Source organism: Siccirubricoccus deserti (genome assembly GCF_014283215.1).
Classification (GTDB): domain Bacteria; phylum Pseudomonadota; class Alphaproteobacteria; order Acetobacterales; family Acetobacteraceae; genus Siccirubricoccus; species Siccirubricoccus deserti.
In genome coordinates this window covers 84,964-110,525 of the sequence record NZ_JACOMF010000011.1, presented here as the reverse complement: position 1 = coordinate 110,525, position 25,562 = coordinate 84,964, and the positions used below count along the sequence as shown (strand labels likewise).

22 protein-coding genes are annotated in these 25,562 nt (G+C 72.3%); 2 read left to right on the top strand and 20 right to left on the bottom strand.

The window, feature by feature from the left end; translation table 11 throughout:
- Positions 1-406: 406 nt before the first annotated feature.
- The 5 genes from H7965_RS11780 to H7965_RS11760 all read right to left on the bottom strand — a co-directional run bounded on the left by H7965_RS11780 (position 407) and on the right by H7965_RS11760 (position 5,600).
- Positions 407-2,650: a xanthine dehydrogenase family protein molybdopterin-binding subunit gene (locus tag H7965_RS11780; RefSeq protein WP_186770772.1), complete on the bottom strand. Its 2,244-nt coding sequence runs from the start codon at positions 2,648-2,650 to the stop codon at positions 407-409.
- Positions 2,647-3,129, bottom strand: coding sequence for a (2Fe-2S)-binding protein (locus H7965_RS11775; protein ID WP_186770771.1), 483 nt, complete (start codon positions 3,127-3,129; stop codon positions 2,647-2,649). Before H7965_RS11775 ends, H7965_RS11780 begins: the two co-directional genes overlap by 4 nt.
- Before the next feature lie 4 nt (positions 3,130-3,133).
- Positions 3,134-4,003 (bottom strand): FAD binding domain-containing protein, encoded by an 870-nt coding sequence (locus H7965_RS11770; RefSeq protein WP_222440574.1) that lies wholly within the window; start codon positions 4,001-4,003, stop codon positions 3,134-3,136.
- Between the two features lie 185 nt (positions 4,004-4,188).
- Positions 4,189-4,626 (bottom strand): cupin domain-containing protein, encoded by a 438-nt coding sequence (locus tag H7965_RS11765; protein WP_186770770.1) that lies wholly within the window; start codon positions 4,624-4,626, stop codon positions 4,189-4,191.
- 119 nt (positions 4,627-4,745) lie between these two features.
- On the bottom strand, positions 4,746-5,600 hold the full coding sequence (locus tag H7965_RS11760) for a class I SAM-dependent methyltransferase (protein WP_186770769.1): 855 nt from the start codon (positions 5,598-5,600) through the stop codon (positions 4,746-4,748).
- 217 nt (positions 5,601-5,817) lie between these two features.
- On the opposite strand from H7965_RS11760, the gene H7965_RS11755 reads away from it, so the two are divergent.
- On the top strand, positions 5,818-9,531 hold the full coding sequence (locus H7965_RS11755; RefSeq protein ID WP_186770768.1) for an AAA family ATPase: 3,714 nt from the start codon (positions 5,818-5,820) through the stop codon (positions 9,529-9,531).
- A 79-nt stretch (positions 9,532-9,610) separates the two neighbouring features.
- On the opposite strand, the gene mnhG is transcribed toward H7965_RS11755, so the two are convergent.
- From mnhG to H7965_RS11700, 11 genes are all read right to left on the bottom strand, one after another.
- Positions 9,611-9,985 (bottom strand): monovalent cation/H(+) antiporter subunit G, encoded by a 375-nt coding sequence (gene mnhG / locus H7965_RS11750; RefSeq protein ID WP_186770767.1) that lies wholly within the window; start codon positions 9,983-9,985, stop codon positions 9,611-9,613.
- On the bottom strand, positions 9,982-10,263 hold the full coding sequence (locus H7965_RS11745) for a K+/H+ antiporter subunit F (RefSeq protein ID WP_186770766.1): 282 nt from the start codon (positions 10,261-10,263) through the stop codon (positions 9,982-9,984). The genes mnhG and H7965_RS11745 overlap by 4 nt, the downstream gene beginning before the upstream one ends.
- Positions 10,260-10,748 carry a Na+/H+ antiporter subunit E gene (locus H7965_RS11740; RefSeq protein WP_186770765.1) on the bottom strand — a complete coding sequence of 163 codons (489 nt, stop codon included), beginning with the start codon at positions 10,746-10,748 and terminating at the stop codon, positions 10,260-10,262. The genes H7965_RS11745 and H7965_RS11740 overlap by 4 nt, the downstream gene beginning before the upstream one ends.
- Positions 10,745-12,355 (bottom strand): monovalent cation/H+ antiporter subunit D, encoded by a 1,611-nt coding sequence (locus H7965_RS11735; protein WP_186770764.1) that lies wholly within the window; start codon positions 12,353-12,355, stop codon positions 10,745-10,747. The genes H7965_RS11740 and H7965_RS11735 overlap by 4 nt, the downstream gene beginning before the upstream one ends.
- An 8-nt stretch (positions 12,356-12,363) precedes the next feature.
- Entirely contained in the window at positions 12,364-12,708 is a 345-nt protein-coding gene (locus tag H7965_RS11730) for a Na+/H+ antiporter subunit C (protein ID WP_186770763.1), read from the bottom strand.
- Positions 12,708-15,665: a monovalent cation/H+ antiporter subunit A gene (locus tag H7965_RS11725; RefSeq protein WP_186770762.1), complete on the bottom strand. Its 2,958-nt coding sequence runs from the start codon at positions 15,663-15,665 to the stop codon at positions 12,708-12,710. The genes H7965_RS11730 and H7965_RS11725 overlap by 1 nt, the downstream gene beginning before the upstream one ends.
- 58 nt (positions 15,666-15,723) lie before the next feature.
- A complete protein-coding gene (locus H7965_RS11720) occupies positions 15,724-16,188 on the bottom strand; it encodes a PTS sugar transporter subunit IIA (RefSeq protein ID WP_186770761.1) in 465 nt (154 codons plus the stop codon).
- 217 nt (positions 16,189-16,405) lie between these two features.
- A complete protein-coding gene (locus tag H7965_RS11715; protein ID WP_186770760.1) occupies positions 16,406-17,326 on the bottom strand; it encodes a sensor histidine kinase in 921 nt (306 codons plus the stop codon).
- Positions 17,302-17,631, bottom strand: a complete 330-nt coding sequence (locus H7965_RS11710) for a hypothetical protein (protein WP_186770759.1) — start codon at positions 17,629-17,631, stop codon at positions 17,302-17,304. The genes H7965_RS11715 and H7965_RS11710 overlap by 25 nt, the downstream gene beginning before the upstream one ends.
- A 59-nt stretch (positions 17,632-17,690) precedes the next feature.
- Positions 17,691-18,890 (bottom strand): MFS transporter, encoded by a 1,200-nt coding sequence (locus H7965_RS11705; RefSeq protein ID WP_186770758.1) that lies wholly within the window; start codon positions 18,888-18,890, stop codon positions 17,691-17,693.
- A gap of 5 nt (positions 18,891-18,895) precedes the next feature.
- Positions 18,896-20,677, bottom strand: coding sequence for an ABC transporter ATP-binding protein (locus H7965_RS11700; protein WP_186770809.1), 1,782 nt, complete (start codon positions 20,675-20,677; stop codon positions 18,896-18,898).
- 79 nt (positions 20,678-20,756) lie between these two features.
- Between H7965_RS11700 and H7965_RS11695 the strand changes: the two genes are divergently transcribed.
- Positions 20,757-22,271: a class I SAM-dependent methyltransferase gene (locus tag H7965_RS11695; RefSeq protein ID WP_186770757.1), complete on the top strand. Its 1,515-nt coding sequence runs from the start codon at positions 20,757-20,759 to the stop codon at positions 22,269-22,271.
- 376 nt (positions 22,272-22,647) lie between these two features.
- Here the strand turns inward: H7965_RS11695 and H7965_RS11690 are convergent, their stop codons facing one another.
- The 4 genes from H7965_RS11690 to H7965_RS11675 all read right to left on the bottom strand — a co-directional run bounded on the left by H7965_RS11690 (position 22,648) and on the right by H7965_RS11675 (position 25,526).
- Positions 22,648-23,844, bottom strand: a complete 1,197-nt coding sequence (locus H7965_RS11690; RefSeq protein WP_186770756.1) for a CCA tRNA nucleotidyltransferase — start codon at positions 23,842-23,844, stop codon at positions 22,648-22,650.
- Positions 23,841-24,140 (bottom strand): DUF6111 family protein, encoded by a 300-nt coding sequence (locus H7965_RS11685; protein ID WP_186770755.1) that lies wholly within the window; start codon positions 24,138-24,140, stop codon positions 23,841-23,843. The genes H7965_RS11690 and H7965_RS11685 overlap by 4 nt, the downstream gene beginning before the upstream one ends.
- A gap of 101 nt (positions 24,141-24,241) precedes the next feature.
- Positions 24,242-24,832 carry a CoA pyrophosphatase gene (locus H7965_RS11680; RefSeq protein ID WP_229682526.1) on the bottom strand — a complete coding sequence of 197 codons (591 nt, stop codon included), beginning with the start codon at positions 24,830-24,832 and terminating at the stop codon, positions 24,242-24,244.
- Between the two features lie 61 nt (positions 24,833-24,893).
- Entirely contained in the window at positions 24,894-25,526 is a 633-nt protein-coding gene (locus H7965_RS11675) for a DUF1285 domain-containing protein (RefSeq protein WP_186770808.1), read from the bottom strand.
- Positions 25,527-25,562: the final 36 nt, after the last annotated feature.

Below are 25,562 nucleotides of genomic sequence, written 5' to 3'. Positions count from 1 at the left end.
GAGATGCCGGCGCTGGCTTGGCCACAGCGGATCATCCAGGTCGAAGGCAACCCGCTGCAGGCATGTGTTGGAGGATCGGAGGCGCACGGAGTGGTAGGAACGCCACAGCGCGCCGCCCGGCCCGCGCTCCGATCCGGAGCACCTGCGGGCCGACCGTACATGGTCAGCCTGCACGCGCTCCAGACATATGTGATCGAGGGTGGCTATTTCACGCGGACTGTGTCCGATCCGCACGGAACCATTCTGGCGCGTCGATTCCGAATTTCCCGAGATGCCGGAACCAGCGCGCCAGGAGCAACGACCTGATGGCCGGCCTGGCCCCGGAGTTCACCTGCGAACTCCGGGGCAGGACACCAATGGTTGCTTCACATCCAGATGGCCGGAGCCACCTGCGATGATCGCACCTCTAGGCCTCCGCCGGCTCCAGCGCCGCCAGGACCTTCGGCGGCGACATCGGCAGGCTGTCGAAGCGATGGCCGAGGGCAGCGTAGACGGCATTCGCCACCGCAGCCAGCGGCGGCACCAGCGGCACCTCGCCCACCCCGCGGACACCCTGCGGGTGCTTCGGGTTGGGCACCTCGATCATCACCGTATCCAGCATCGGCAGGTCGGAGCAGACCGGCATCCGGTAGTCGAGGAAGCTCGCGTTATCGACGCGGCCCTGCTTGTCGTACAGGTATTCCTCGCTCAGCGCCCAGCCGATGCCCTGGGCGGCGCCGCCCTGCATCTGGCCTTCGACATAGCTCGGATGCACCGCCCGGCCGACATCCTGGAAGGAGGTGTAGCGCAGCACCCGCACGATCCCGAGTTCGCGGTCGACCTCGACATCGCAGATATGCGTGGCGAAGCCGCCTTCAGCGCCGGTGGTGTTGGCCTGCACGCCAGCCCCGATGGGACCACCCGTCTCGGTGGCCCGGGCGGCGAGTTCCGCCAGGGACAGGGCGGGGAATTTGCCCGCATTATCGCCGGCGGGCCGCGCCTCGCCATCCTCCCATTCGACGGCCTCCGGATCGATCTTCCAGATCTTCGCCGCCCGTTCGCAGAGCGTCTTGATCACCTTCTCGGTCGATTGCGTGACCACCATCGCCGAGGCGAAGAGCACGCGGCTGCCGCCGGTCAGGTTGCTGTAGCCGATCGTCGCGGTGTCGCCGATCAAGACCGAGACCTTCCTGTAGTCGATCCCGAGCAGCTCGGCGGTGATGTTGGCGATCGAGGCGCGCGAGCCGCCGATATCCGGATGGCCGGTGGTCACCACCACATTGCCGTCCTCGGTGATGTTGACTTGCGCGCTCGACTCGCCACCGGCGTTGAACCAGAAGCCGCTGGCCACGCCGCGGCCCTGGTTGGGGCCGAGCGGCGCCGAGTAGTGCGGATGCTCCATCGCCGCGCGGATGGTCTCCTCATAGCCGATGCGGGGGAAGACCGGCCCGTGCGCCGCCTTGGTCCCTTCCTTCGCCGCGTTTCTCAGCCGCAGCTCCAGCGGGTCCATCTTCAGGGCTTCGGCCAGCTCATCCATCACGCATTCGGCCGCATAGGCGCCGATCGGCGCGCCAGGCGCCCGATAGGCGGCGACTTTCGAGCGGTTGGACACCACGTCGAAGCCGAGCGAATGGACGTTCGGGATGTTGTAGGGCGCGAAGGCGCAGCCGGCCGCGCCGCGGATCGGCGAACCCGGCAGGGCGCCCGCCTGCAGGTAGAACACGCCCTTGGCGGCGACGATCCTGCCGTCCTTGGTCGCGCCGATCTTGACCGTGCTCATGGAACCCGAGGTCGGCCCCGAGGCGCGGAACACTTCCTCGCGCGTCATCGTCATCTTGACCGGCCGGCCGGACTTCTTGGACAGCACCACCGCCAGCGGCTCGAGGTAGATGATGGTCTTGCCGCCGAAGCCACCGCCGATCTCGGCCGGGAAGGCACGGATGTCGCTCTGCGGAATGCCGGTCAGCAGCGAGGTCATGGCGCGGACCATGAACTGGCCCTGGCTCGAGCTCCAGATCGTCGCCTTGCCATCGCCCGAGACGCTGACCAGGCAGGAATGCGGCTCGATGTAGCCCTGGTGCACCGGCCGGGTGGTGAAGCTGCGCTCGACGATCACATCGGCCTCGGCGAAGCCGGCGTCGACATCGCCCAGCTTGTGCTCAAGCTTGCCGGCGATGTTGGAGGGCTTGCCGTCGAACTTGATGAAATCATGCAGGATCGGCGCGTCCGGCTTCAGCGCGTCCTCGATCTCGATGACATGCGGCAGGACCTCGTAATCCACCTCGATCAGCCGGCAGGCCTCCTGCGCAATACGCTCGGAGGTGGCGGCGACGGCGGCGACCGGGTGGCCGTGGAACAGCGCCTTCTCGCGCGCCATGACGTTGCGGCACATCCAGCGCATGTCCTGGATGCCGAGCATCACCGGCTTGTCGAGCGGGAAGTCGACGATGTCCTTCGCCGTCACCACCGCCTTCACCCCCGGCAGCGCTTCCGCCTTGGAGGTGTCGATCGAGCGGATCCGGGCATGCGCATGCGGGCTGCGCAGCACCTTGCCCCAGATCAGCCCGGGCATGGTGGTATCGGCCGAATAGGCAGCCCGCCCGGTGACCTTGTCGGCGCCATCCGGGCGGATGGTGCGCTGGCCGATCCACTTGTTGCTGATGACGTTCATCGTGCGGCCTCCCTCATGTCGGCGGCCGTTTCCAGAACCGCGCGGACGATCTTGTCATAGCCGGTGCAGCGGCACAGGTTGCCGGCGAGCCAGAAGCGGACCTCGGTCTCGGTCGGGTCAGGGTTCCGCTCCAGCAGCGACTTGGCGGCCATCAACACGCCGGGGGTGCAGATGCCGCATTGCAGCGCGGCCATCTCCAGGAACTTCTGCTGCAGCGGGTGCAGCGTCTCGCCCTCCGCCATGCTCTCGATGGTGCGGATCTCATGCCCCTCGGCCTCGGCCGCGAGCATCAGGCAGGAGCAGACCAGCCGGTCGTCCAGCGTGATGGTGCAGGCACCGCAATCGCCGGAGCCGCAGCCTTCCTTGCTGCCGGTCAGGCCGAGCGGCCCGCGCAGCACGTCGAGCATGCTCTCGCCCGGCTCCGTCAGGAACTCCACCGGCTCGCCGTTGATGGTGGTGGATACATGCAGCTTGGCCATGGCCTCAGGCCCTCCCGGCGCGTTCGGCGGCGATACCGGCGGCGCGCTTCAGCAGCACCCCGGCAACCTTGGTGCGGTAGACGATGGTACCGCGCTTGTCGTTGATCGGACGGCAGACAGCGCGGCAGGCGGCGGCGGCGGCTTCCAGCGCCGCATCATCGAGCTTCGAGCCGATCAGCGCCTTCGCCGCGTCCTCGACCAGCAGCACGGTCGGCGCCACCGCGCCCAGCCCCACCCGGGCGGCGGTGCAGACACCGTCCTGCAAGGTCAGGCTGACGCCGCAGCCGACCACGGCGATGTCCATCTCGGTACGCGGGATCATGCGCAGATAGGCGTCGCCGGAGCCCGCCGGGCGCGGCGGCAGCTCGAAGCTGACGAGGATCTCGCCCGGCGCCAGGGTGGTGCGGCCCGGCCCGGCAGGCACCGCCTCCACCGGCATCCGGCGCCGCCCGTTCGGCCCCTGCACGGTGACGATGGCGCCAGCCGCGATCATGGCCGGCACGCTGTCCCCGGCCGGCGAGCCGTTGCACAGGTTGCCGCCCGGCGAGGCGCGGCCCTGCACCTGGGTCGAGCCGATCAGGTTCACCGCCTCCAGCACCCCGGGCCAGACCTGGCCGAACTTCGGATGGTCGGCCAGCGCCGCGCCGGAGACGGCGGCACCGATGCGGAAGCCGCCATCGGCGGTTTCCTCGATGCTGGTCATCTCGGGGATCTTCTTGATGTCGACGATCAGCCCCGGGCGCAGCACGCCGGCCCGCATCTGCACCAGCAGATCGGTGCCACCCGCCAGGATGCGGGCTGCGCCGGCAGCAGCGGCAAAGGCGCCGACCGCTTCGTCAAGCGTTCTCGGCGCAAGGTATCGGATGTCCGTCATGCTTATATCCCTGGTCGTTTCCAGTCCCCGGTGCACCCAGATGACTCGGGGTGCTACACCTGGTCAGGCGCTCAGGGTTATGGAGGCTACGATGCCAGGACGGGCTGGCATAGCCCCCTCGCAACGGCTGTGGCCAGGGGGCCCGCCAGTGAGGCGGCCACCGGCGCCGGGCGGCCGCCCGCTCCTCAGTTGGTAAGGGGCACCATGATGGTGCTTGGCTTCCCGGCCTCGGTGATGCTGCTGACGGTGAGCTTCGCTGGGGCCGTCGACGATGCGTTGCGGGCAACATGCGGCGTCATCGGCCGCGGATGGAAGGTCTGCCCCGCCTGGAAGGTCCGCGGCTCCTCGCCCTGCATCTCCAGCGTGACGGCGCCCTCGGTCACCAGGGCGATCTCGTCGCCCGGGTGCATGTGCCGCGGCGTGGCGCCCCCCGGGCCGAGGTCGATGGTGTAGAGCCGGTAGATCCGATGCTCGGTGCCTTGCAGCGGCGTCTCCAGCAGCACCACCGCCTTGAAGCTCGCGGTCGGGGCGGGGATGCCATGCCCGGCATGGGGGTTGGGCGCCTGCTGCGCGATGGCCGGGCCGGCCAGGCCCAGGGCGCAGGCCAGGAGAATCTTCTTCATCTTTCGCTTCCTCGAAAGGGGGAACGGGTTCCGGGCCCAGCCCGGCCGGCCGGCTGGCTTGCCGACCGGGCCGGAGCCGCGCGGGCGGATGCCCCGGGCGTGGCCCGGAGCCACCGTGATCAGTGCCGCGCGATGACGACCTCGAGATACTCGCCGGGTACGACCAGCCCGGCCGCGCCGCCATGGTCGAACCGCGCCAGCAGTTCGAGCAGGTCATGTTCAAGCGCCGCCTGCCGCGGCGGATCGAGCGCGAGGAAGGCCTTGTGCACCGGGCCATAGAAGGTGCGGAACACCTCCACCCAATGCGCCGCGGAGCGGTAGCGGAAGTTGAAGTCGCGGCGGGTGGCGGTGATCGAGCTGGCGCCCTGGCCGAACAGTTCCTGCAGCCGCGCGTCGGTGCCCCAGAGCGCCGGCGAGCGCACCCCGGCGGGCGGCGGGACATGGCGGCCGATGGTCTTGAACAGCTCACCGATGAAGCCCGCAGGTGTCCAATTCGCCAGGCCGATCCGGCCGCCGGGGCGGCAGACGCGCAGCATCTCCGACGCGGCGCGATCCTGGTCAGGCGTGAACATCACCCCGAAGGTCGAGAGCACGACGTCGAAGCTGGCCGCCGGGAAGGGCAGCGCCTCGGCATCCGCCTCGCGGAAGCTGACGGCGAAGCCGTCGGCCGCGGCACGCGCGCGGCCACGCTCCAGCAGCGCCGGGACGTAGTCGGTGGAGGTCACCTCGGCGAAGCGGCGCGCCGCGGCGAGGGTGGCGTTGCCATTGCCGGCGGCGATGTCGAGCACCGTCTCGCCGGCGCAGACATCGGCGGCCTCGCACAGCATCTCGCCGACGATCTGCAGGGTCGAGCCGATGACGGCGAAATCGCCCGAGGCCCAGGCGGCCTGCTGGCGTTGCTTCACCGCGGCGAGGTCGGGCGCGGCGGGGGCCGGCGCATGCTGGCGAAGGGCGGAGATGATAGGGGCGTTCATGGCGCTCTCCCGTGTTGGGGTTGACCGGGGCCGCCGCCGACTGATTTGGCGGCACCGCCACACCCTGCCGCCGAGGTCGCAGGCCAGGCTCAAATCCGCCCTCAAGGAAGCGTCAAAAGCCTGACCAACCACGTTTTTGACGATACCGTGCCGGTTCGGCATGCTGCTGGGCCGCCGCTCGCCTCTCCGGCGATCGACCACAGGATTGCCCGCTTCGATGGCCAGAGCAGAGATTCGCCTGCTGGGTGGCTTCGAGGCCTACCGGGCCGACGGAAGCCGCGCCGCATTCCCGACCCGCAAGGCCGAGGCCCTGCTTGCGGTGCTCGCCCTGGCCGGCGGCGCGCCGCGCAGCCGTGAGCGGCTGGCCGGGCTGCTCTGGGGCGATCGTGGCGAGGCGCAGGCGCGGCACAGCCTCAGCCAGAGCCTCACCTCGATCCGGACCGCGCTCGGCGACGACCCGCTGCTCGCCACCCGCGAGAGCGTGGCGCTCCTCCCCGACCGGGTCGCGGTGGATACGCTGGCCTTCGTCGCCGAGGCCGCGCCCGGCGCGGGACTCACAGCGTTGGAGGCGGCCGCGCGGCGCTACCGCGGGCCGTTGCTGGACGGCATCACGCTGCGCGAGGAGGGATTCGAGGAATGGCTCCGCACCGAGCGCGGCCGGCTGCACGAGCAGGCGCTCAGGGTGCTGCGGCGGCTCGCCGGGGCGGCGCGGGCGCGCGGGGACGCGGTCGCGGCGCGCGACGCGCTGGAACGCGCCGTGGCGCTCGACCCGCTGTCGGAGGAGGCGCATCGCGACCTGCTGCGGCTGCATCTCGACCATGGCAGGGCGGCCGAGGCGGTCCGGCAATACACGGCCTGCGCCGGCATCCTCAGCCGCGAGTTGCAGGTCGAGCCGGGACCGGAAACCGTGGCGCTGTGGCGCGAGGCGCTGGCGCAGGGTGCGGCACGCGAGCCGCCCGCCGCCCCGGAGGGTGACGCCGCCGCCGGGGAACGCAAGCAGGCAACCGCCCTCGCCGCCGTCCTCACGCCAGGCTCCGGCGCGCCAGCCGATCCTGAGGAGCTGGAAGCGCTGCTGGATGCCGCGGCGCGGCGGGCGGCGGAGGTCATCCGCCGGCATGGCGGTCGCATCCTCCGTGCCGTGCCGGAAGGGATCTCCGCGGTGTTCGGCGCCCCGCATGCGCTGGAGGACCACGCCACCCGCGCCTGCCGGACGGCCCTCGACCTGCTCGCGGCCGGGGCGGATGCGGCCTGGCTCGGGATCGGCCTCGACTCCGGCGAGGTCGTGCTGCATGGCGAGGGCGCCGAGCATGGCGCCCGGATCTTCGGCTCCTGCCTGCAACGCGCCGCGCGCATCGCCACGGCGGTCGGTCCGGGCAGGGTCGCGGCGACCGAGGCAACCGCGGCGCTGGCCCGCGGCCGGCTCCGCTTCACCCCGGCGGCGCCGTTGCCGCCCGATCCCGGCGGGTCGCCGCTGCCGCTGTTCCGCCCGGACGGCCCGGCCCGGCCTGGCGACATGGGACGGCTGGCGGCCGAGGGCGAGCTGGTCGAGCGCGCGGCCGAGCTGGCGGCGCTGTCGGCGGCGATCGAGCCGGTTGCGGTGGGCGGCGGCCGGCTGGTTGCGCTGGTCGGCGAGGCCGGGGTCGGGAAGTCGCGGCTGGTGCGCGAGTTCATCGTCCGGACGCTGCCGCCCGGCTGGCGGGTGGTCCGGGCCGCCGCCGATCCGCAGACCTCCGACACCGCCTATGCCACCGTCGCGGCACTGCTGCGCGACGACTTCCGCCTGGGCGAGGATGCGGCGGGCGCGGCCGCGGCGGCACAGATCGCGGCAGCGCTGCGCGCCCTCGACCCAGGCTTTGCGGAGCAGGCCGTGGTGCCGTTGCTGGCGCTGCTGAACCTCGCGCCGGCGACGGATGCCGGCTGGGCTTCGCTGGAGCCGGCCCGGCGGCGGCGGCGGATGGTGGAGGCGGTGCAAAGGCTGCTGCACCTCCGCGCCGCGGCCGAGCCGGTGCTGCTGGTGATCGAGGATCTGCACTGGCTGGACTCCGCCAGCCGTCAGGTGATCGAGAGCCTGGCCGAATCGCTGTCTGCGGCGCGGCTGGCGCTGCTGGTGAATTTCCGGCCGGAGTTCACCCATGGCTGGGCCGGCCTCGGCCACTACCGGCAGCTGCGGGTCGAGCCGCTTTCGATGGATGGGACGCAGGCGCTGCTGGACCGGTTGCTGGGGCAGCATCCGAGCATGGCGCCGCTGCGCTGCCGGCTGGCGGCTCGCGCCAACGGCAACCCCTTTTTCCTGGAGGAATGCGTCCGCGCCGCCGCCGGAACGCCGGGGCTGCTGGCGGAGGCGCCCGGGGCCTACCGGCTGGTCGGCGATCCCGACGCGGTGGTGCTGCCGGCAACGGTGCAGGCGGTCATCGGCGCCCGGATCGACCGGCTGGCGCCGGAGGACAAGCGGTTGCTGCAGGTGGCCTCGGTGATCGGCACCGAACCGCCGGCGGCGCTGCTACGGGCGGTGTCCGGGCTGCCGGAGGAGGCGTTCGAGGCCAGCCTGGCACGGCTGCAATCCGGTGAATTCCTGGTGCCGCTGCGGCTGGTGCCCGATGTGGCCTACCGCTTCCGCCACGCGCTGACGCATGAGGTCGCCTACGGCTCTCTGCTGCGGCAGGACCGGCGGGAGCTGCATCTCAGGGTGCTGCGGGCGATGGCGCCGCGCGACGGGGCGGAGCCGCCGGTGGAGATCCTGGCCTTCCACGCCACCCGCGCCGAGGCCTGGGAGGCGGCGGCGGATTACGGCCGGCAGGCGGGGATGCAGGCCGCGGCACGCTCGGCGAATCGCGAGGCGGTCAGCCTCTACGGCCAGGCGCTGGCCGCGCTACGCCGGCTGCCGGAGAGCCCGCGGCGCGGCGGGGCCGAGGTGGACCTGCTGCTGGAGATCCGCAACGCGCTCTTCGTGCTGGGCGAGCCCGAGGCGATCCCGGCGCATCTGGAGGAAGCCGCACGCATCGCCGCGACGATCGGCGATGCGCAGCGCGGGGCGCGGGTCGGGCTGCTGCTGTCGGGCTGGTACTGGCAGAACGGCCAGCACGGCGCCGCCGGCGCGGCAGCCGACCGGGCCGTCGCGGAGGGTGGCGACGCGCTGCTGGCCGCGCTCGGCCTCTACCGGCGCGGGGCCAATCTGAAGGCGGTCGGGGCATACCGCGCGGCGGCGGCGACCCTGGCCGAGGCCATCACGCTGCTCGAACGGCACGGTGCCGCTGATGCCTTCGCCTTCGGCGGTTATCCCTATGTCTTCTGCTGCTCCTTCCGAGCCTGGGCCCTGGCGGAGCTTGGCGAGTACGCCGCGGCGCGCGCGGCGGGGGCGCAGGGCTGGGATGCGGCGCTGCGGCTCGGCAACAGCTATTCCCAGGCGGTGATGAGCTTCGGCTACGGCCACGCGCTGATCCGCGCCGGGGCGCTTGAGGCGGCGGCGGCGGTGCTCGAGCGCGGGCTGGAACTGTACCGGGTGCAGGAGGTGCCTTCGACCTACCCCTGGATCGCCGCCTGCCTCGGCTATGTGCGGGTGCGGCAGGGCGAGGCCGAGGCCGGGCTGGCGCTGCTGCGTCACGCGGTCGCGCCGGAGGTGCGGCGGCGCGGCCCGCTCTACGCCCAGACCTGGCTGTGGCTGGCGGATGCGGCGGGCCTCGCCGGGCGCGTGGAGGAGGCGCTGGCGGCGGCGCGCACCGGGCATGCGACGGCGACGGCGCAGGGCGAGCGCGGGCACCTGGCCTGGGCCGAGCGCAGCCTTGGCGACCTGCTCTCGGCCACGGAGCCGCGGGCGGCGGCGGCGCATTACCGCCGGGCGATCGGGATCGCGACGGAACTCGGGATGCAGCCGCAGGCCGATCTGGCCCGTGCCGGGCTGGCGCGCATCCTGGCGGCCGCGGAGGGCGCGTAGAGCGGATCGCCGCGGAGCGGCATCGCCCGGAGGCGTGAATCCGCCCTTTCAGCAAATATTCCAGCCGCCCCGCGTCGGGTCAGCCCTCCGGCCGCGCGGCGCCGATGGCCGATGGGGCCGGCGGCACCGCGTCATTCCCCTCACGCCGGTCGCGGTACAGCGCCGCGCGGGTCAGCAGCATCATGGTGACCGGGGTGGTGACCACCATGAACACCGCGATCAGCACCTCATGCAGCACCGGGCGCGTCTGCAGCACGGAGAAGAACAGCATCGAGGCCAGCAGCACGCAGCCGATGCCAAGCGTGGTGCCAAGGGTCGGCGCATGGACCCGCTCGTAGAAGGTGCCGAGGCGCAGCAGCCCCAGCGCGCCGGTCAGGGTCAGCCCGGCGCCGAGCAGCAGCAGCAGCGCGGCCAGCAGCGCCGCCCAGGCCGGAAGCTCCGCCGCCTGGGTCATTCGATCACCTCCCCGCGCATCAGGAATTTGGCCAGCGCCGCGGTCGAGACGAAGCCGAGCAGGGTGATGACCAGCGCCGCCTCGAAGTAGAGCGTGCTGCCGGTGCGGATGCCGAAGACCAGCAGCAGGACCGCGGCGGTGACGTAGAGGGTGTCGAGTGCGAGCACCCGGTCCTGCGCCCGTGGCCCCCGCAGCACGCGGAAGGCGGCGCAGGCCATGGCCAGGCCCAGCATGAGCTGGGCCAGCAGAACCGACCAGCCGAGCAGCGCCGCGCTCATTCGAACACCTCCATCAGCGGCCTTTCATAGTGGTCCTTGATGATCTGCCGCCATTGCGCCTCGTCGATCAGGTCGAGGACATGGAGCAGCATGGTGCTGCGGGTGGAGTCATACTCCACCCAGACCGTGCCGGGCGTGGCGGTGACGATGCAGGCCAGTGCCGCCAGCCCATAGGGGTTGCGCATGTCGAGCGGGATCAGCACGAAACCCGACCTCCGCTGCCGCTCCCCCGGACGCAGGATGAGGCGGGCGACGGCGTTGTTGGAGCGGATGATCTCCGCCAGTACCTTGACCGCCAGCCCGAGGACCACGCGAAGGCGCCGGAACCGGCCCTTCGGCGGGTCGAGCGCCACCAGCACCAGGCAGGCGCCAAGCGACGCCATCCCGCCCAGCAGGATGGCGCCGGGCGAGACGCTCTCGTTCAGCAGCAGCCACATCGCCAGCAACGCGGCGGCCACCAGCGGGAAGGGCAGCCACCGCCTCATGGGCTGCCCCCCCGGGTTCCCGGCGCCGCGGACAGGATACCGCGGACGTAGCCGGCCGGCGCATGCAGCGTCGCGGCGGTGGCCTCCATGTAGCGCATGGCCGGCCCCGCCCCCACCGTCAGCCCGATGCAAAGGGCCAGCAGCACCATCACCGGCGCGATCTCGACCACGCCGACCCGCAGCACGGCGTCATCGGGCGCCGCCCAGAAGGCGTCGATCCCGGCCCGGGTCATCGCCACGATGGTCGCCATCCCGGACAGCAGCAGCGCCGCCAGAAGGGCCCAGGAGGTGGCGGGCACGCCGCCCTCGCCCGGGGCGAACAGCGGCGCCAGCATGGCGAATTTGGCGAGGAAGCCGGACAGCGGCGGCAGCCCGGCCAGCAGCAGCGCGCAGGTGAAGAAGCTGAGGCCGAGGGTGGCAATGGTCGCCGGGATGGCGACGCCGACCTCCTCATCCTCCAGCTCTTCCTCCTCGCCCTCCCCGAAGGCTTCCCGCGTCACCGCCAGCACGTCGGCGCCGACGCCGCGGCCGCGTTCGACCAGTTCGATCAGCAGAAACAGCGCGGCGAGCGCGAGCACCGAGCTGGCGAGGTAGAACAGCGCCCCGCCGCTCACCGCCACCTGCCCCGCGCCTACCGCCGCCAGCAAGGTGCCGGAGGAGACCAGCACGCTCGCCCCCGCCAGCCGCGCCATGTTCTGGGTCGCCAGCACGGCGATCGAGCCGAAGCCGATGGTGAGCAGCCCGCCCGCCACCAGCCAGCCGCCGCCGAACCCGGCCGAGGCGCCGGCGCCCTCGCCGAACAGCAGCAGCCACAGCCGCAGCACGGCATAGACCCCGACCTTGCTGAGGATGGAGAGGATCGCCGCGGCGGGAGCGCTGGCCGCGGCATAGGTGGTCGGCAGCCAGAAGCCCAGCGGCCACATGCCGGCCTTGATCAGGAAGGCGACACCCAGGATGGCGGCGCCGGCCTCCAGCAGCCCACGGTCCTCCGCGGCCAGGGCCGGGATGCGCGCGGCCAGGTCCGCCATGTTGAGCGTGCCGGCCAGGCCGTAGATCATGCTCGCGCCGATCAGGAACAGCAGCGAGGCCACCAGGTTGACCGCGATGTAGTGCAGCCCGGTCCTGACCCGGGCGGTGCCGGAGCCGTGCAGGACGAGACCGTAGGAGGCCGCCAGAAGCACCTCGAAGAAGACGAACAGGTTGAACAGGTCGCCGGTCAGGAAGGCACCGTTGAGGCCGAGCAGCTGGAACTGGAACAGCGGGTGGAAATGCACGCCGGCGTGGTGCCAGCGGGCCAGCGAGAAGGTCAGCGCGGCCAGCCCCAGCACCGCGGTCAGCAGCAGCATCAGCGCCGAGAGCCGGTCGAGCGCCAGCACGATGCCGAATTGCGCCGGCCAATTGCCCAGCCGGTAGACCCGCACCACCGCCTCGGCGCCCGGCGCCACCCCGTCCACCTGCAGCAGCAGCGTGATGGCGAGGCCGAGCAGCCCGAGGGTGGAGACGAGGCCGAGCACGATCTGCAGCCGGCGCCGCCGCTCCCCGGCCAGCACCATCAGCGCCCCGGCCAGCAGCGGCAGGATGATCGGCGCGATCGTCAGATGATCCATCCAGCGGCTCAACCGTCCCGTTCCCTGCCGTCGACGTGGTCCGTGCCGGTCAGGCCGCGGGAGGCGAGCAGCACGACGAGGAACAGCGCCGTGGTGGCGAAGCTGATGACGATGGCGGTCAGCACCAGCGCCTGCGGCAGCGGATCCGCATGCTGCGCGAGATTGCCCGGCACCCCGTGCTCCAGCACCGGCGCCGCCCCGGTGCGCAGCCCGCCGGTGGAGAAGATGAACAGGTTGACCGCATAGGACAGCAGCGACAGCCCCATGATGACCTGGAAGGTCCTTGGCCGCAGCAGCAGCCAGACGCCGGAGCCCGCCAGCACGCCGATCGCGAGCGAAACGATGAGCTCCATCAATCCTCTCCCACCGCCGCGGCGATCCGGCCGGCGGACGGGATGGGCGGCCGCGCCGCCGCCGGGCGGGTCGCGGCGCGATGGCCGCGGACCGACTGATGGGCCAGCGCGATCAGCATCAGCACGGTTGCCCCGACCACCAGCAGGAACACCCCCAGATCGAAGACGAGGGCGCTGGCCATCGGCACGGCGCCGAGCCCGGGCAGCTCCGCATAGCTGAAATAGGCGGTAAGGAACGGCAGGCCGAACAGCCAGGGCGCCATCCCGGTGCCGGCGGCGAGCAGCAGCCCGAGGCTGATCCAGCGCAGCGGGAGGATCCGCAGCCGCGCCTCGACCCAATTCGCGCCGCTGATCATGTACTGCAGGATGAAGGCGACCGACATGACCAGCCCGGCGACGAATCCGCCGCCCGGCAGGTCATGGCCGCGCAGCAGCAGGAACAGCGCGATCAGCCCGATCACCGGGAACAGCAGCCGGGTGATGACGGCGGGCACCAGCAGCCAGTCGGCGAGGCTGTCGCCATCCACCCGGTCCGGCCGCGCCTCGTCCTCGGCGCTCTGGTCGCGCTGCTGCTCCGGCAGATCGACGCTGTCGGGGGCCGGGCGGAAGCGCCGCAGCAGCGCGAAGACGGTCAGCGCCACGGTGCCGAGCACGGTGATCTCGCCGAGCGTGTCGAAGCCGCGGAAATCCACCAGGGTGACGTTGACCACATTGGTGCCGCCACCCTCCGCATAGGCCAGCTTCAGGAAATGCTGCGCAAGCAGTTCAGGCGGCAGCCGCGTCATCACCCCGTAGGACAGCGCCGCCATGCCGGCCCCGGCGGCGCCGGCGAGCGCCAGGTCGCGCAGCCGGCGGGTGGCGGTCACCACCTCCGCCGGCCGGGCCCCGGGCGCGTCCAGCCGCTTCGGCAGCCAGCGCAGGCCGAGCAGCAGCAGCACGGTGGTGACCACCTCCACCAGCAGCTGGGTCAGGGCCAGATCGGGCGCGGAGAACCAGACATAGGTCACGCAGGTCACCAGCCCGGCACCGCCGAGCAGGATCAGCGCGGCCAGCCGGTGGTACTTGGCCTGCCAGGCGGCGCCGAGGGCGCAGGCGGCGCCCACCACCCAGACCAGGGCGATGACCGGGTCGATGTCGGACGGCAGCAGGTTGCCTGGCGCGAAACTGCGCAGGCTGACCGCCCATCCTGCGGCCAGCACCGCCACCCCGACCACCAGCCTGAGCTGCGGCTGCAGGCGGCGGGTGCCGAGCAGGGCTTCCAATGTCCGCGCAAGGCGCCAGGACAGGAAGACCATGGTCCGCTCGAACATCCGCTGGCCCTCGAGGCGGCGCAGCAGGGGCACGCCCTCGGCCCCGCCCAGCAGGTGCCGCTGCAGCAGCAGGTACAGCAGGACACCGCCGGCCAGCGCCAGCAGGCTCATCACCAGGGGCTGGTTGAATCCATGCCAGACCGCCAGGCTGTAGACCGGCGTGGCATCGCCCAGCACCGCCCGCACCGCCATGTCGAGGAACGGCCCCACCGTCGCGGCCGGCAGCACGCCGACCATGATGCAGGCCAGCACCAGGATCTCCACCGGGAAGCGCATCCAGGCCGGCGGCTCATGCGGCGCGCGCGGCAGGTCCATCGGGTCGGGGCCGAAGAACGCGCCATGGATGAAGCGCAACGAATAGGTGACGGCGAAGGCGCTCGCCACCATCGCCAGGACCGGCAGGACCCAGAATGCGCTCGGCAGCGGCGCCTCCGCCGTCAGCGCCTCGGCGAAGAACATCTCCTTCGACAGGAAGCCGTTCAGCAGCGGCACGCCGGCCATGGCGGCAGCGGCGACCAGGGCCAGCCGCGCGGTAAAGGGCATGGAGCGGTTGAGGCCCGACAGGCGGCGGATGTCGCGGGTGCCGGTCTCGTGGTCGATGATGCCGGCGGCCATGAACAGCGACGCCTTGAACATCGCATGGTTCATCATGTGGAAGATGGCGGCGACCATGGCGAGGTCGCTGTTGAGCCCGAGCAGCAGGGTGACCAGCCCGAGGTGGCTGATCGTCGAATACGCCAGCAGGCCTTTGATGTCGTGCTGGAAGATGGCGATGTAGGCGCCGATCACCAGGGTCACCAGCCCGGCGGTGCCGACGATCCAGAACCAGGCGTCGGTGCCCGCCATCACCGGCCACAGCCGCGCCATCAGGAACACGCCGGCTTTCACCAACGTCGCCGAATGCAGGTAGGCCGAGACCGGGGTCGGCGCCGCCATGGCGTGCGGCAGCCAGAAGTGGAAGGGGAATTGCGCGCTCTTGGTTAGCGCGCCCAGCAGGATGAGGACCAGCGCCGTCAGGTAGAGCGGATGCGACTGGATGCGGACACCCGCGGTCAGCACCTCGTCAAGGCGGTAACTGCCGACGATGTGTCCCAGCACCAGCACCCCAGCCAGCAGGCACAGCCCGCCGGCGGCGGTAACGGTCAGCGCCATCCGCGCCCCGTCCCGCGCGCCCTGGGTGTGATGCCAGTAGCCGATCAGCAGGAAGGACAGCAGGCTGGTCAATTCCCAGAAGAAGACCAGCTGGATCAGGTTGCCCGAAAGCACCACGCCCATCATCGCGCCCATGAAGGCGAGCAGGAAGGCGAAGAAGCGCGGCACCGGGTCTTCCGGCGACATGTAGTAGCGGGCGTAGAGCACCACCAGGAAGCCGATGCCGGTTACCAGCCCGGCGAACATCCAGGCGAAGCCATCCATCCTCAAGGAGAAGTCGAGCCCGACGCTGGGCATCCAGGCGATCTCGTACCGCAGCACGCCGCCATCCGCGACCGTCTGAAAGGCCAGCCAGACCATGGCGAGCGCGGCCAGGGTGATGGCGCCGGCCAGCCACGCCGCGGCATCCCGGGCATGCGTCGGCAGCAGCACGGCGGCGAAGGCTCCGGCGAAGGGCAGGCCGACGGCGGCGATCAGCAGCATGGCGTCGGGCATGGGTCTCCTTGCGATGCATCAGCCCGGCGGGCGAGCGCCAGCAAGGCGCCACGGCGGATCACGGCGTCCCTGGCGCGGTGCCCTGCTGCAGCAGCGTCACCACTGTCTCGGCATCCCGGGCCTGGCGCAGCCGTTGCAGGACCTGCGGATTGCGAAGCGCCCGGCAGAGCTCGGCCAAGGCCGGCAGAAAGCCCTCGGGGGAGGCCTCCGGCCACAGCAGCGTAAAGACGAGGTCGACGGGCTCGTCGTCCCTCGCCTCGAAGTCGATGGGCCGGTGCAGCCGCGCGAACAGCAGGGCGGGCCGGGAATCTCCGTCCAGCCGGGTATGCGGCAGCGCGACGCCGCGGCCAAGCGCGGTCGAGCCGAGCTGCTCCCGCGCGAGCAGCGCAGCATGAACCTCCGCTTCCGTCCGGCCCAGCCGGCTGGCCCCCTGCGCCGCCAGGATCTTCAGCAGGCTTCGCTTATTGCCCGCATTCAGGTCGAGGACGACGTCCTCCGCCGCCAGCAGATCGGTGATCCGCATTCCATCCTCCTCGGCGCGCGGCCGCTTTGCCGATGCCGCCCAGCCGGGCCGGGGAACGCCGGCGGCAGCGCGATGTCGCACGGCCCCGGATGGGGGCCAGCCGCGCCGCTCTTCCCCAAGCTAGGCGCGGGCCGGGACGTTGCCAGCCGCAGCGCGGTCGGGCACCCCTACCGGACAGGTTAAGAATATGCAATCTCGGTGGGCGTAGCCGCCGGACTCAAACGACCAGCGGGAAGCGGATGGTGATGCTGGTGCCGCGTTCCGGGGTGCCCTGTTCCACCTCGCCGCCGAGCTGCCGCGCCAGATGCCGAAGCAGCTCCAGCCCCTGCCCGCCACCGGCCTGTCGCGCCGCCAGAATCGCCGGGTCGGTGCCGCGGCCTTCGTCGGCCACGCGAAGGGCCGCTTCGGCCCGTACCTCATCGGCATTCAGCTCGATCCGCACGATGCCCTCCTCGCCTTCCGGATAGGCGTGCTTGGCGGCGTTGGTCACCAGCTCGTTCACCACCAGGCCGACAGCGACAGCGCGGTCGAAGGGCAGCATGCAGCTGTCCAGCTCGGTCTCGAACACGATCTTGCCGCCGAGGCTCAGGTCGAGGCTGCCGATCAGCGCCTGCAGATAATCCGATAGGTCGGTGCCGGTGCCGTCGCCGCTGCTCTCGGCGCCGCACAGGCGGTCCTGGGCCAGGGCGATGGCGGTGACCCGCTGCATCAGCCGCCCCAGCCGGTCCGCGGCGCGTGCATCCTGCTCTCCCATGGCGGTGCGCCGCTCGCGCGCCAGCATGGCGGCCACCAGGGCGAAGTTGTTCTTCGCCCGGTGCTGCAATTCCCGCAGCAGCATCCCTTGCCGTTCCACCCTTACCGCCACCTCGGCGGCGGTCATCTCCGCCTGGGCGATGGCGCGCTGGCGTTGCAGCGCCCCGGCGATGCGGTCGGCCATGGCTTCGAGGAATTCGATGTCGAGGTCGTCGAAATGCCCGGCTTCCCTGCTGTCAGCCTCCAGCACGCCCGAGATATTCCCGTTGACCCGGATGGGGACGTTCAGCAGCGCGACAATGCCGTGCTCGGCGATCACCGGGTGGATCCGGAACTCGGCATGGTTGCGGATGTCGTCGATCAGCACCGGTTGCCCGGTCTGCACGGCACGCCCCGGGGCGAGACGGCGTCGATGCCGAAGCGGGCCCTGCCGATGACGCCGGGTCGCCAGCCGAAGCCGGCTTCGGCCAGCAGGTCGCCCTGTTCGGAGCGGTAGCGCATGACCTTGGTATGGCCGACGCCGGTCGCCCTCGCGACCTGCGCCACTGCGCGCTGCAGCAGCGGCCCGATCTCCAGGTCTTCGAGGGCGATCCGGCCGAAGTCGCGCAGGATACGCAGGTGAAGGCGCAGGCGGCGGGCCTCCTCCTCTGCGTCGGTGGGCGGATCATGGCGGGGCGGTACCGAGGACATGGATCGTCAACCGCCTCGGCGGCCGTCCGTTCCATCTGTTATCTGACCGCGACCGATCCTCAGCCCGCCCTGCCGGGCCTCGATGCGGGTGCGGGCATGGCGGCCTGGCCCACGCCGCACAGGCCGAGCACGCCCACCGCCCCCAGCGCCACCACCAGGAACCCCACCGCCACCAGCACCGGCGCCGCCGCCGCGCCGGTCAGGTCGCGCAGCCAGCCGGCCAGCGGCGGCAGCGCCGCCAGCCCGCCGTAGAACATCATGTAATGCACGCCGACGCCGAAGGCCCGGCTCTCAGGCGACAGCACCCTGCCGAGTTGCGCCATGGTCAGGCTGGCCGGCGGCCCCGACAGCAGGCCGAAGAGGATCAGCATCGGCGCCGGCGGCGCCCCGGCGACCCAGGCCAGCAGCGCCAGCCCCATGCCCAGGGTGCAGAGCGCGCAGGCCAGCAGCGGCCGCCCCAGCCGCTCCGCCAGCCACCCGCCGAGCGGCAGCAGCGGCAGGATCGCCCAGCCGACCAGCGAGGCGACCGCCCCCGCCTCGGCCGGATCGGCGCCGCGCGCCACCAGCAGCGCCGGGCCGAAGCCGAGCACCACGGCGAAGCCGGCATTGTAGCTGGACCACAGCACCGCCACCGCCAGCAGCGGCAGCCATTCGCCGGGCGCCAGCCGGGCCGGCCAGGCCGAAACCACCGGCGTCGCCGCTTCACTTGGCCGGATGCCCCACCACAGCGCCGGCAGCGCCAGCGCGCAGAGCACTGCCGAGGCCAGCAGCGCCAGCCGCCAGGCCTCGCCGAACAGCGGCAGCAGCAGCAGTGCCGCGGCGATGCCGATCGGCCAGGCGGAGAGCATCAGCCCCATCGCCGGGGCCAGCGACGTCCCGCTGAACCGGTCCAGCACCCGCTTGGCGCAGACGATCGCCAGCACGCTGGCCCCGCCACCGGCGACCAGCCGCCCCAGCAGCGCCAGGCCGAAGCCCGGCGCCAGCGCCAGCAGCAGCCCGCCCAGCGCCATCAGCCCGAGGCCCGCCAGCAGCACCCGGTGGTCCCCGAACCGCACCAGCAACCAGCCCGCCGGCATCGCCACCGCGACGCCGACCAGCGAATAGGCGCCGATCAGCGTTCCCAGCGCCGCGTAATCCGCCACCAAGGTGCCGATCAGCAGCGGCCCGAGCGCGCCGACCGCCTGGAATTGCACGCCCATCGAGGTACGGGCGAGGCTCAGCAGCAGCAGTTCGGCCCAGCGGTTGCGCAGGGCCGGCATGCGCCTCAGCCCGCCGTGACCGGCTCGGCGCCGCCGAAAGCCTGGGTGCGGACCAGCCGGGCATAGAGCCCGTCGGCCGCCATCAGCGCCGCATGGCTGCCCTGCTCCACCGCCCGGCCACGCTCCATCACCACGATCCGGTCGGCCTCCCGCACCGTCGCCAGCCGATGGGCGATGACCAGGGTGGTGCGGCCCTGCCGCAGCCGGGCCAGGGCGCCCTGCACCAGCGCCTCGTTCTCCGCGTCCAGCGCGCTGGTTGCCTCGTCCAGCAGCAGCACCCGGGGGTCGCGCAGCAGCGCCCGGGCCAGGGCGATGCGCTGCTTCTGGCCGCCCGACAGCCGGCCGCCGGCGGGGCCGAGCGGCGTCGCATAGCCCTGCGGCAGGCCAGCGATGAAGCCATGCGCAGCGGCGGCGCGGGCGGCTTCCTCCACCTGTTCCGGCGTCGCCCCAGGCCGGCCGCAGGCGATGTTGGCGAAGGCGGTGTCGTCGAACATCACCGCATCCTGGCCGACATAAGCAATGGCGTCGCGCAGCGAGCCGAGGCTCACCTGCCGCACATCGGCGCCGTCCAGCCGCACCGCCCCCGCGGTGGCGTCGTACAGCCGTGGCACCAGCGCCAGGGCGGTGGATTTCCCGGCACCGGAGGGCCCGACCAGCGCCACTGTCTGGCCCGGCTCGGCAACGAAACTCAGCCCTTCCAGGGCGGCATCCGGCGTGCCTTCGTAGTGGAAGCCGACATCCTCGAAGGCCACCCGCCCACGGCCGGCCGGCAGCGGCACGGCGCCCGGCGCATCGGTAATCCGCCGCGGCGCATCGATCACCGCGAAGACCCGCGACAGCCCCGCCAGCCCTTCCTGCAAGGCGGCGTTCAGCGAACCCAGCGCACGGACCGGGCGGGAGGCGATGAGCAGCGCCGCGACGAAGCCGGTGAACTCGCCGACCGTCCCCTGGCCGGAAGCGACGCGCCAGCCGACGAAGGCCAGCACCGCCGCGACGGCGACGCCGCCCAGCGCCTCCAGCATCGGGTCGAGGCTCGCCCGGGTCCGGGCGATGCCGAGCAGCGCCGCCCGCAGTTGGGCGAAGGCACGGCCGGCGCGGGCTTCCTCCTGCGCCTCCAGCCGGTAGGCACGGACCACCCGGGCGGCGCTGAAGCTTTCGGTCAGCTGCGCCGCCACCTCCCCCATCCGGTCCTGCATGCCGCCCGAGGCGCGGCGGATGCGCTTGCCGAGTTTCAGGATCGGCAGCACCGCGATCGGGTAGAGCAGCGCCGCCACCAGCGACATCTGCCAGTCGAGCCAGACCATGGAACCGATCAGCCCGACCACGGTCAGGATGTCGGCGGCGCCGTTGATGGTCTTGGTCAGCGCCTCGCGGATCGCCGCCGCATCCACGGTGAAGCGGCTGGCGTGGCGGGCCGGGGCGTCGCGCACCACCTGGGCCAGGTCGGCCCGGGTCAGGGCGCGAAACAGGTCGCCCTGGATCGCCTCGATCACCCGCAGCACCACCGCCTGCACCGCCACCGCCTGGCCGTATTGCGCCAGCGCCTTGAGGCAGGTGACCAGGATGATCACCGGCGGGATCAGCCAGGCGATGCTGCTGTCGCCGGCGGCGAAACGGTCGAAGCCCTGCTGGATGACGATGGGGTAGAGCGCCGTCAGCCCGGCCAGCGCCACGGTGAAGAGGAGCGCAAGGCCGATGCCCCGGCGATGCCGGGCGAGGTAGCCACGCGCCAGCCGGCGCACCAGCACGGGGGTCGAGCCATCCGAATTCGGAACCATGCCATGCATGTACAGGGGGCGGCGGAGGCTGGACAGGGCTGCGCCGGCGGATGGAGATTCATCCATCAAGCGCAAGGATCCACGACCGATGCAACCGGGCTGGGCTGGCGGCTACGGCGCCGAAACCCCCTATGTGCCCAACTTCTCCACCAGCCAGTCGCCGGCCCATCTGGCGCTGGCCTGCGCCGTCGCCGGAGTGCATTGGGCACCGGACCGGGAGGCGTTGACGGTGATCGACCTCGGCTGCGGCCGCGGCGCCTCGATCCTCGCCCTGGCGGCCGCCAACCCCGGCTGGCAGGCCATCGGCCTCGACTACAGCCCGGCGCATGTGGCGGAGGCGCGGGAGGTCGCCGCCGAGGCCAGGCTGGCCAATGCCCGCTTCATCGAGGCCGACCTCGCCGGGATGGACGAGGCCGCGGCGGCGGCGCTGCTGCCGGAGGCGGATGTCATCACCCTGCATGGCGTCTGGACCTGGGTTTCCGACCCGGTCCGGGCGGGCATCCTCGCGGTGTTGCGCAGCCGGCTGAAGCCGGGCGGGCTGGTCATGGTCGGCTACAACGCCTTGCCAGGCTGGTCCGGCGACCTGGCGCTCGGCAAGCTGATCCAGAACCTCGCCGGTGCCTTGCACGGCCCGGCCGATGCCCGCGCGGCCATGGCCTTCGCCGCGGCCCAGGCGCTGCACGCGGCCGGCGCGCCAGCCCTCCGCAACAGCATGGTGCTGCAGGATTTCGCCGAAGGCGGCAACAACGCCTCCTTCGGCTGGGCCCGCTACCTGGCGCATGAGTTCCTGCCGAGCGCCTGGCGCCCTGCCTTCCCCACCGATGTCGCCGCCGCCATGGCCGGGGCGAAGCTGGAGTTCGTCGGCCAGGCCAAGCTGTGGCGGCAGTTCCCCGAGCTTTGGCTGACCCCACAGCAGCGCGAGGCGCTGGCCGCCCTGCCGCCCGGCACCGACCGGGAGCTGGCGCAGGATGTGTTCGGCGCCCGCCAGCCGCTGCGCGAGGACATCTTCATCCGCGGCCGCCGCCCCGCCGCACCGGAGGCGCTGGGCGACTGCTGCCTCGCGCTGGAGCGGCTGCTGCCGGGCGGGGCGGTGCAGATCGACACCGGCATCGGCAAGGCGACCCTGCCGAAGGCAGTGGCCGGCCCGCTGCTGGCGGCGCTGGCCGAGACGCCGCGGCGGATCGAGGCGCTGGCGGCGATCGCCGGCGATTGCGGCCTCACTCCGCGCGAGTTGGCGGTGTTCCTGGTCAGCGGCCATGCCGCGGTGCCGGTCTGGCGCGAGGCGGCGGGCGCCGCCGCCCTGGCCCGGGCACGGAGGTTCAACACGGTGGTGATGCAGCGCTGGGCGGGTGAGGTGCAGGAGGCAGGCTTCGCCATCGGCCTCGCCGTGCCGCGCCTCGGCGGGCCGCTGCCGCTGACCGCGGGAGAGGCCGCGGTGGCGATGCTGCTGGCCGACTCCGGCGATGCGACACCGGACCCTGGGGCGATCGCCCGGGCGCTGCTGGCCGGCGGGCTGCCGCTGGAGCCGGGGAAGGCGGCGACGCTGGTGCGCGACGTGCTCAACACCTCGCTCGCCGGCTGGCGGGCGATGGGGCTGGTGTGAGCCCAGGGCAGCGCACCGCCGCCGCCCCTGCATGGTCCGTGACCAAAGGCACGGCAGCCGCGCCAGGCCGGAGCCAGGCTGGCGGGCGTCGGCATGCGCAAGCCCGCATTGAGGCGACAGGCGGTGCCGGCGGACATCTTGAATCCAACCGCATTCGATTCGCAGCATTTCAGCCGCCGGCAGGGTGGCGGTTTCGAATTCAGCCGTGGCCCTGCCGGTACTGAGCGTTCCCTCGCAAAACCGCTTCGCGGTCTTGCGGAGGCGCCGATGATCCTTCCCAATCGGCGCTTCAGCACGCCTTCCGCGGAAGGTCACCAGGAAGCGCCCAATATCGATAGGTACTCCGACCCTCGCCACGACGGGCACGGCGCCGAGGTCAGCGCCTCTCCAGCCGGCGGGAAAGCTCGGCAAGGCAGGCATCGCGGTCGGCCACGCAACCACCCTCCAGCCACCACCCCCGCACCGCCGCGAGCAGCCGCCCGACGGCGGCACCCGGCGCCAGGCCGAGCGCCAGCGCGTCCCGGCCCTGCAGCGGGAAAACCGGCCGCGGCGTGGCGGCGAGGCGGGCGCGCAGCCCCCCCCAATCGCCCGCCTCGCCCCAGGTCTCGGCGATCCAGGCGGCGTCGGTAAGAGCCGCGGTATCACGCTCCGCCAGCAGCCGGCGGAGCGCGGCGGCATCGGTGCCGGGGTGAGCCGGCTGGTCGCGCGCCCGGGCGAAGCGCGCCGCTTCCTCGGCCGACCAGCGCAGCCGGGCGGCCGGCGCCGGCGCACCGCGTGCCACCAGGGCGGCAATGCGCAGCAGCGGGTCGGCCGGGGCGCCGAGCCGGGCCAGCCGGGCCAGGGCGGCCGGGTCGGCGCCCTCCGGCAGCACCGCCCCCAGCACCCCACTCTCCGCCATCAGCGCCACCGCGTCGCTCGGGTCGGGCGCCGCAAGCAGCCGCTTCAGCTCCATCCAGATCCGCTCGGCGGAAAGCCGCGCCAGCCCCGGCACCGCGGCGCGGATCGCCGCCAGCGCCGCCGGGTCCGGCTCGCCATGGCCGTAGCGGGCGTGGAAGCGGAAGAAGCGCAGCGCCCGCAGGTAATCCTCGGCCAGCCGGGTCGCCGGGTCGCCGACGAAGCGCACCCGGCCGGCGGCCAGATCGGCGCAGCCGTCGAAATAATCCCAGAGAGCGCCATCGGCGGCCATCGACATGGCGTTGATGGTGAAGTCGCGACGCGCCGCATCCTCCCGCCAATCGGTGGTCCAGGCGACCTCGGCGTGCCGGCCGTCGGTGGCGATGTCGCGGCGCAGGCTGGTCACCTCCACCGGCTGGCGGTCGAGCACGGCGGTGACGGTGCCATGCGCCAGCCCGGTTTCGAACACCTTGAGGCCAGCGGCGCGCAGCCGGGCGGCGGCGACCTCGGGCGGCAGCGGCACGGCGATGTCGATATCCTGGATGTCCCGGCCGGCCAGCGCATCCCGCACCGCCCCGCCCACCGCGCGGGCGCCGGGCAGCGCCGCCAGCACCGCGGCGGGCGCCGGCGCCGCCAGGAAGCCGGGCGGGGCGATGCGGTGCCGCGGCGGGTCGCTCATCGCGGCGCCTGGCCGGGGATCACCCGGCCGTCCTCGCCGATCCGCGCCGGCACGTAGTCGGCGTGCGGCCGGGTCCGGACCGAGAATCCGTACCACACCGCCGCCACCAGGCCGCAGCCGACGCCGGCCAGCGCCAGCCAGAGCATCCGCGGGCTGGGGTCGGCGCCCGGGTTGCACCGGCGCCACAGCGCGAAGCCGGCAAATGGGGCGAGGAACAGCAGGATTTCGATGAGATAGGGCATCGCCCTGGTGACATAGGCGAAATCGCCGCTCGTCACACCCGGCCGCTGGAGCACGTTCAGGCTGTCCGCAGTCGGTCAAGCTGAAGGCCACGCCCCAGAAACATCCGGGCCCGGGTAGTTATTTACGCAGACTGTTTCCGGGTGCGTAAACCGCTCTACCCGCGTAGCACCTTGGCCAGATTGACCAGTATCGCCGCCGTGGCGCCCCAGATGTAATGCCGCTCATGCGGCCAGACCCAGAATTCGCGGCTTCCGCCCTGGAACTCGCGGGTTTGCCGCTTCGGCGCGGCGGGGTCGAGCACGATCGACAGCGGCAGCTCGAACGGCTCCTCCACCTCGGCCGGGTCGGGCGTCAGGATGAGGGGCGGCGTCACCAGCGCGACCACGGGGGTGATGTGAAAGCCGGTGCCGGTCACCTGTTCCGGCAGCCGGCCGATCAGCTCGGGCAGCCGGGGGTCGAGGCCGACCTCCTCCGCCGCCTCGCGCAGCGCCGCGGCTTCCGGCGTCTCCCCGGCCTCGATCTTGCCGCCGGGGAAGCTGACCTGGCCGGCATGGGCGGTCATCCTCGCGGCGCGCAGGGTCAGCAGGACGGTTGGCTGCGGGTGCAGCACGATCGGCACCAGCACCGCCGCCAGCACATGACGCGCCGCCGGGCGGCCCGGCGGCTGGGCGGTCTCGGGCGGCTGGGCCGCCAGGGCGAGCGCGGCCGGGTCAGCGAGCCGGGCGGCGATCTCGGCGGCGGTCAAGGCCGAAGCGACGGGTAGTGCGGCTGGCAGCGGGGCAGCGCGGCAAAGGCGACAGCCGGCATCACTCCGCCGCCGTGTCCAGCGCGCCGGTCTCGTCGATCGGGAAGAACACGCCCTCGCTCCAGACGCCCAGCATCTCGCGCCCGTCCACCTGCTCGGTCTCACCGAGGGCCACCAGCTCGTAGAACACCGCGCGGTTGATCTTCGCCTCCAGCCCTGGGCGCACCTGGATATAGGGCCGCGGCTCCCGTGTCACCGGGCAGAGGTGGACGCGAATCGGGTGGTCGGCATTGGCTGTCACGATCTCGTCGAGGTTGGTGCGAAAGGTCAGGCATTGCTGCGGCACGCCGTCGCCGCAGTCGCAATGCTTCCAGCACATTTCAACGGCGACGAAGGGCGCGTCCTCCACCGTGATCCGGCCGCGCTCCACCGGGGTTTCCAGCCAGTAGGTCCCGTCCTCCGCACGCTTGAGCACGCTGGCGAACAGGCAGACCAGCTCCTTCCGGTTGATCGGGCTGCCACGGTAGTACCAGGTCCCGTTGCGGTCGATGCGGATCTCGAAATCGCCGACCTCGTGCTTGATGCGGGGCAGGCGGGCCGGCGGCGGGGTCGTCCCCGGAGCCTTGCCCCGGCCGGCGTCGCCGCACCCCGGCCCGCCCTCGTTGGCGGGGTAAAGGGCGCGGCGCAGATTCATCTGCCGCAAGGCTTCCTCCCATTCACCGCTGTATTC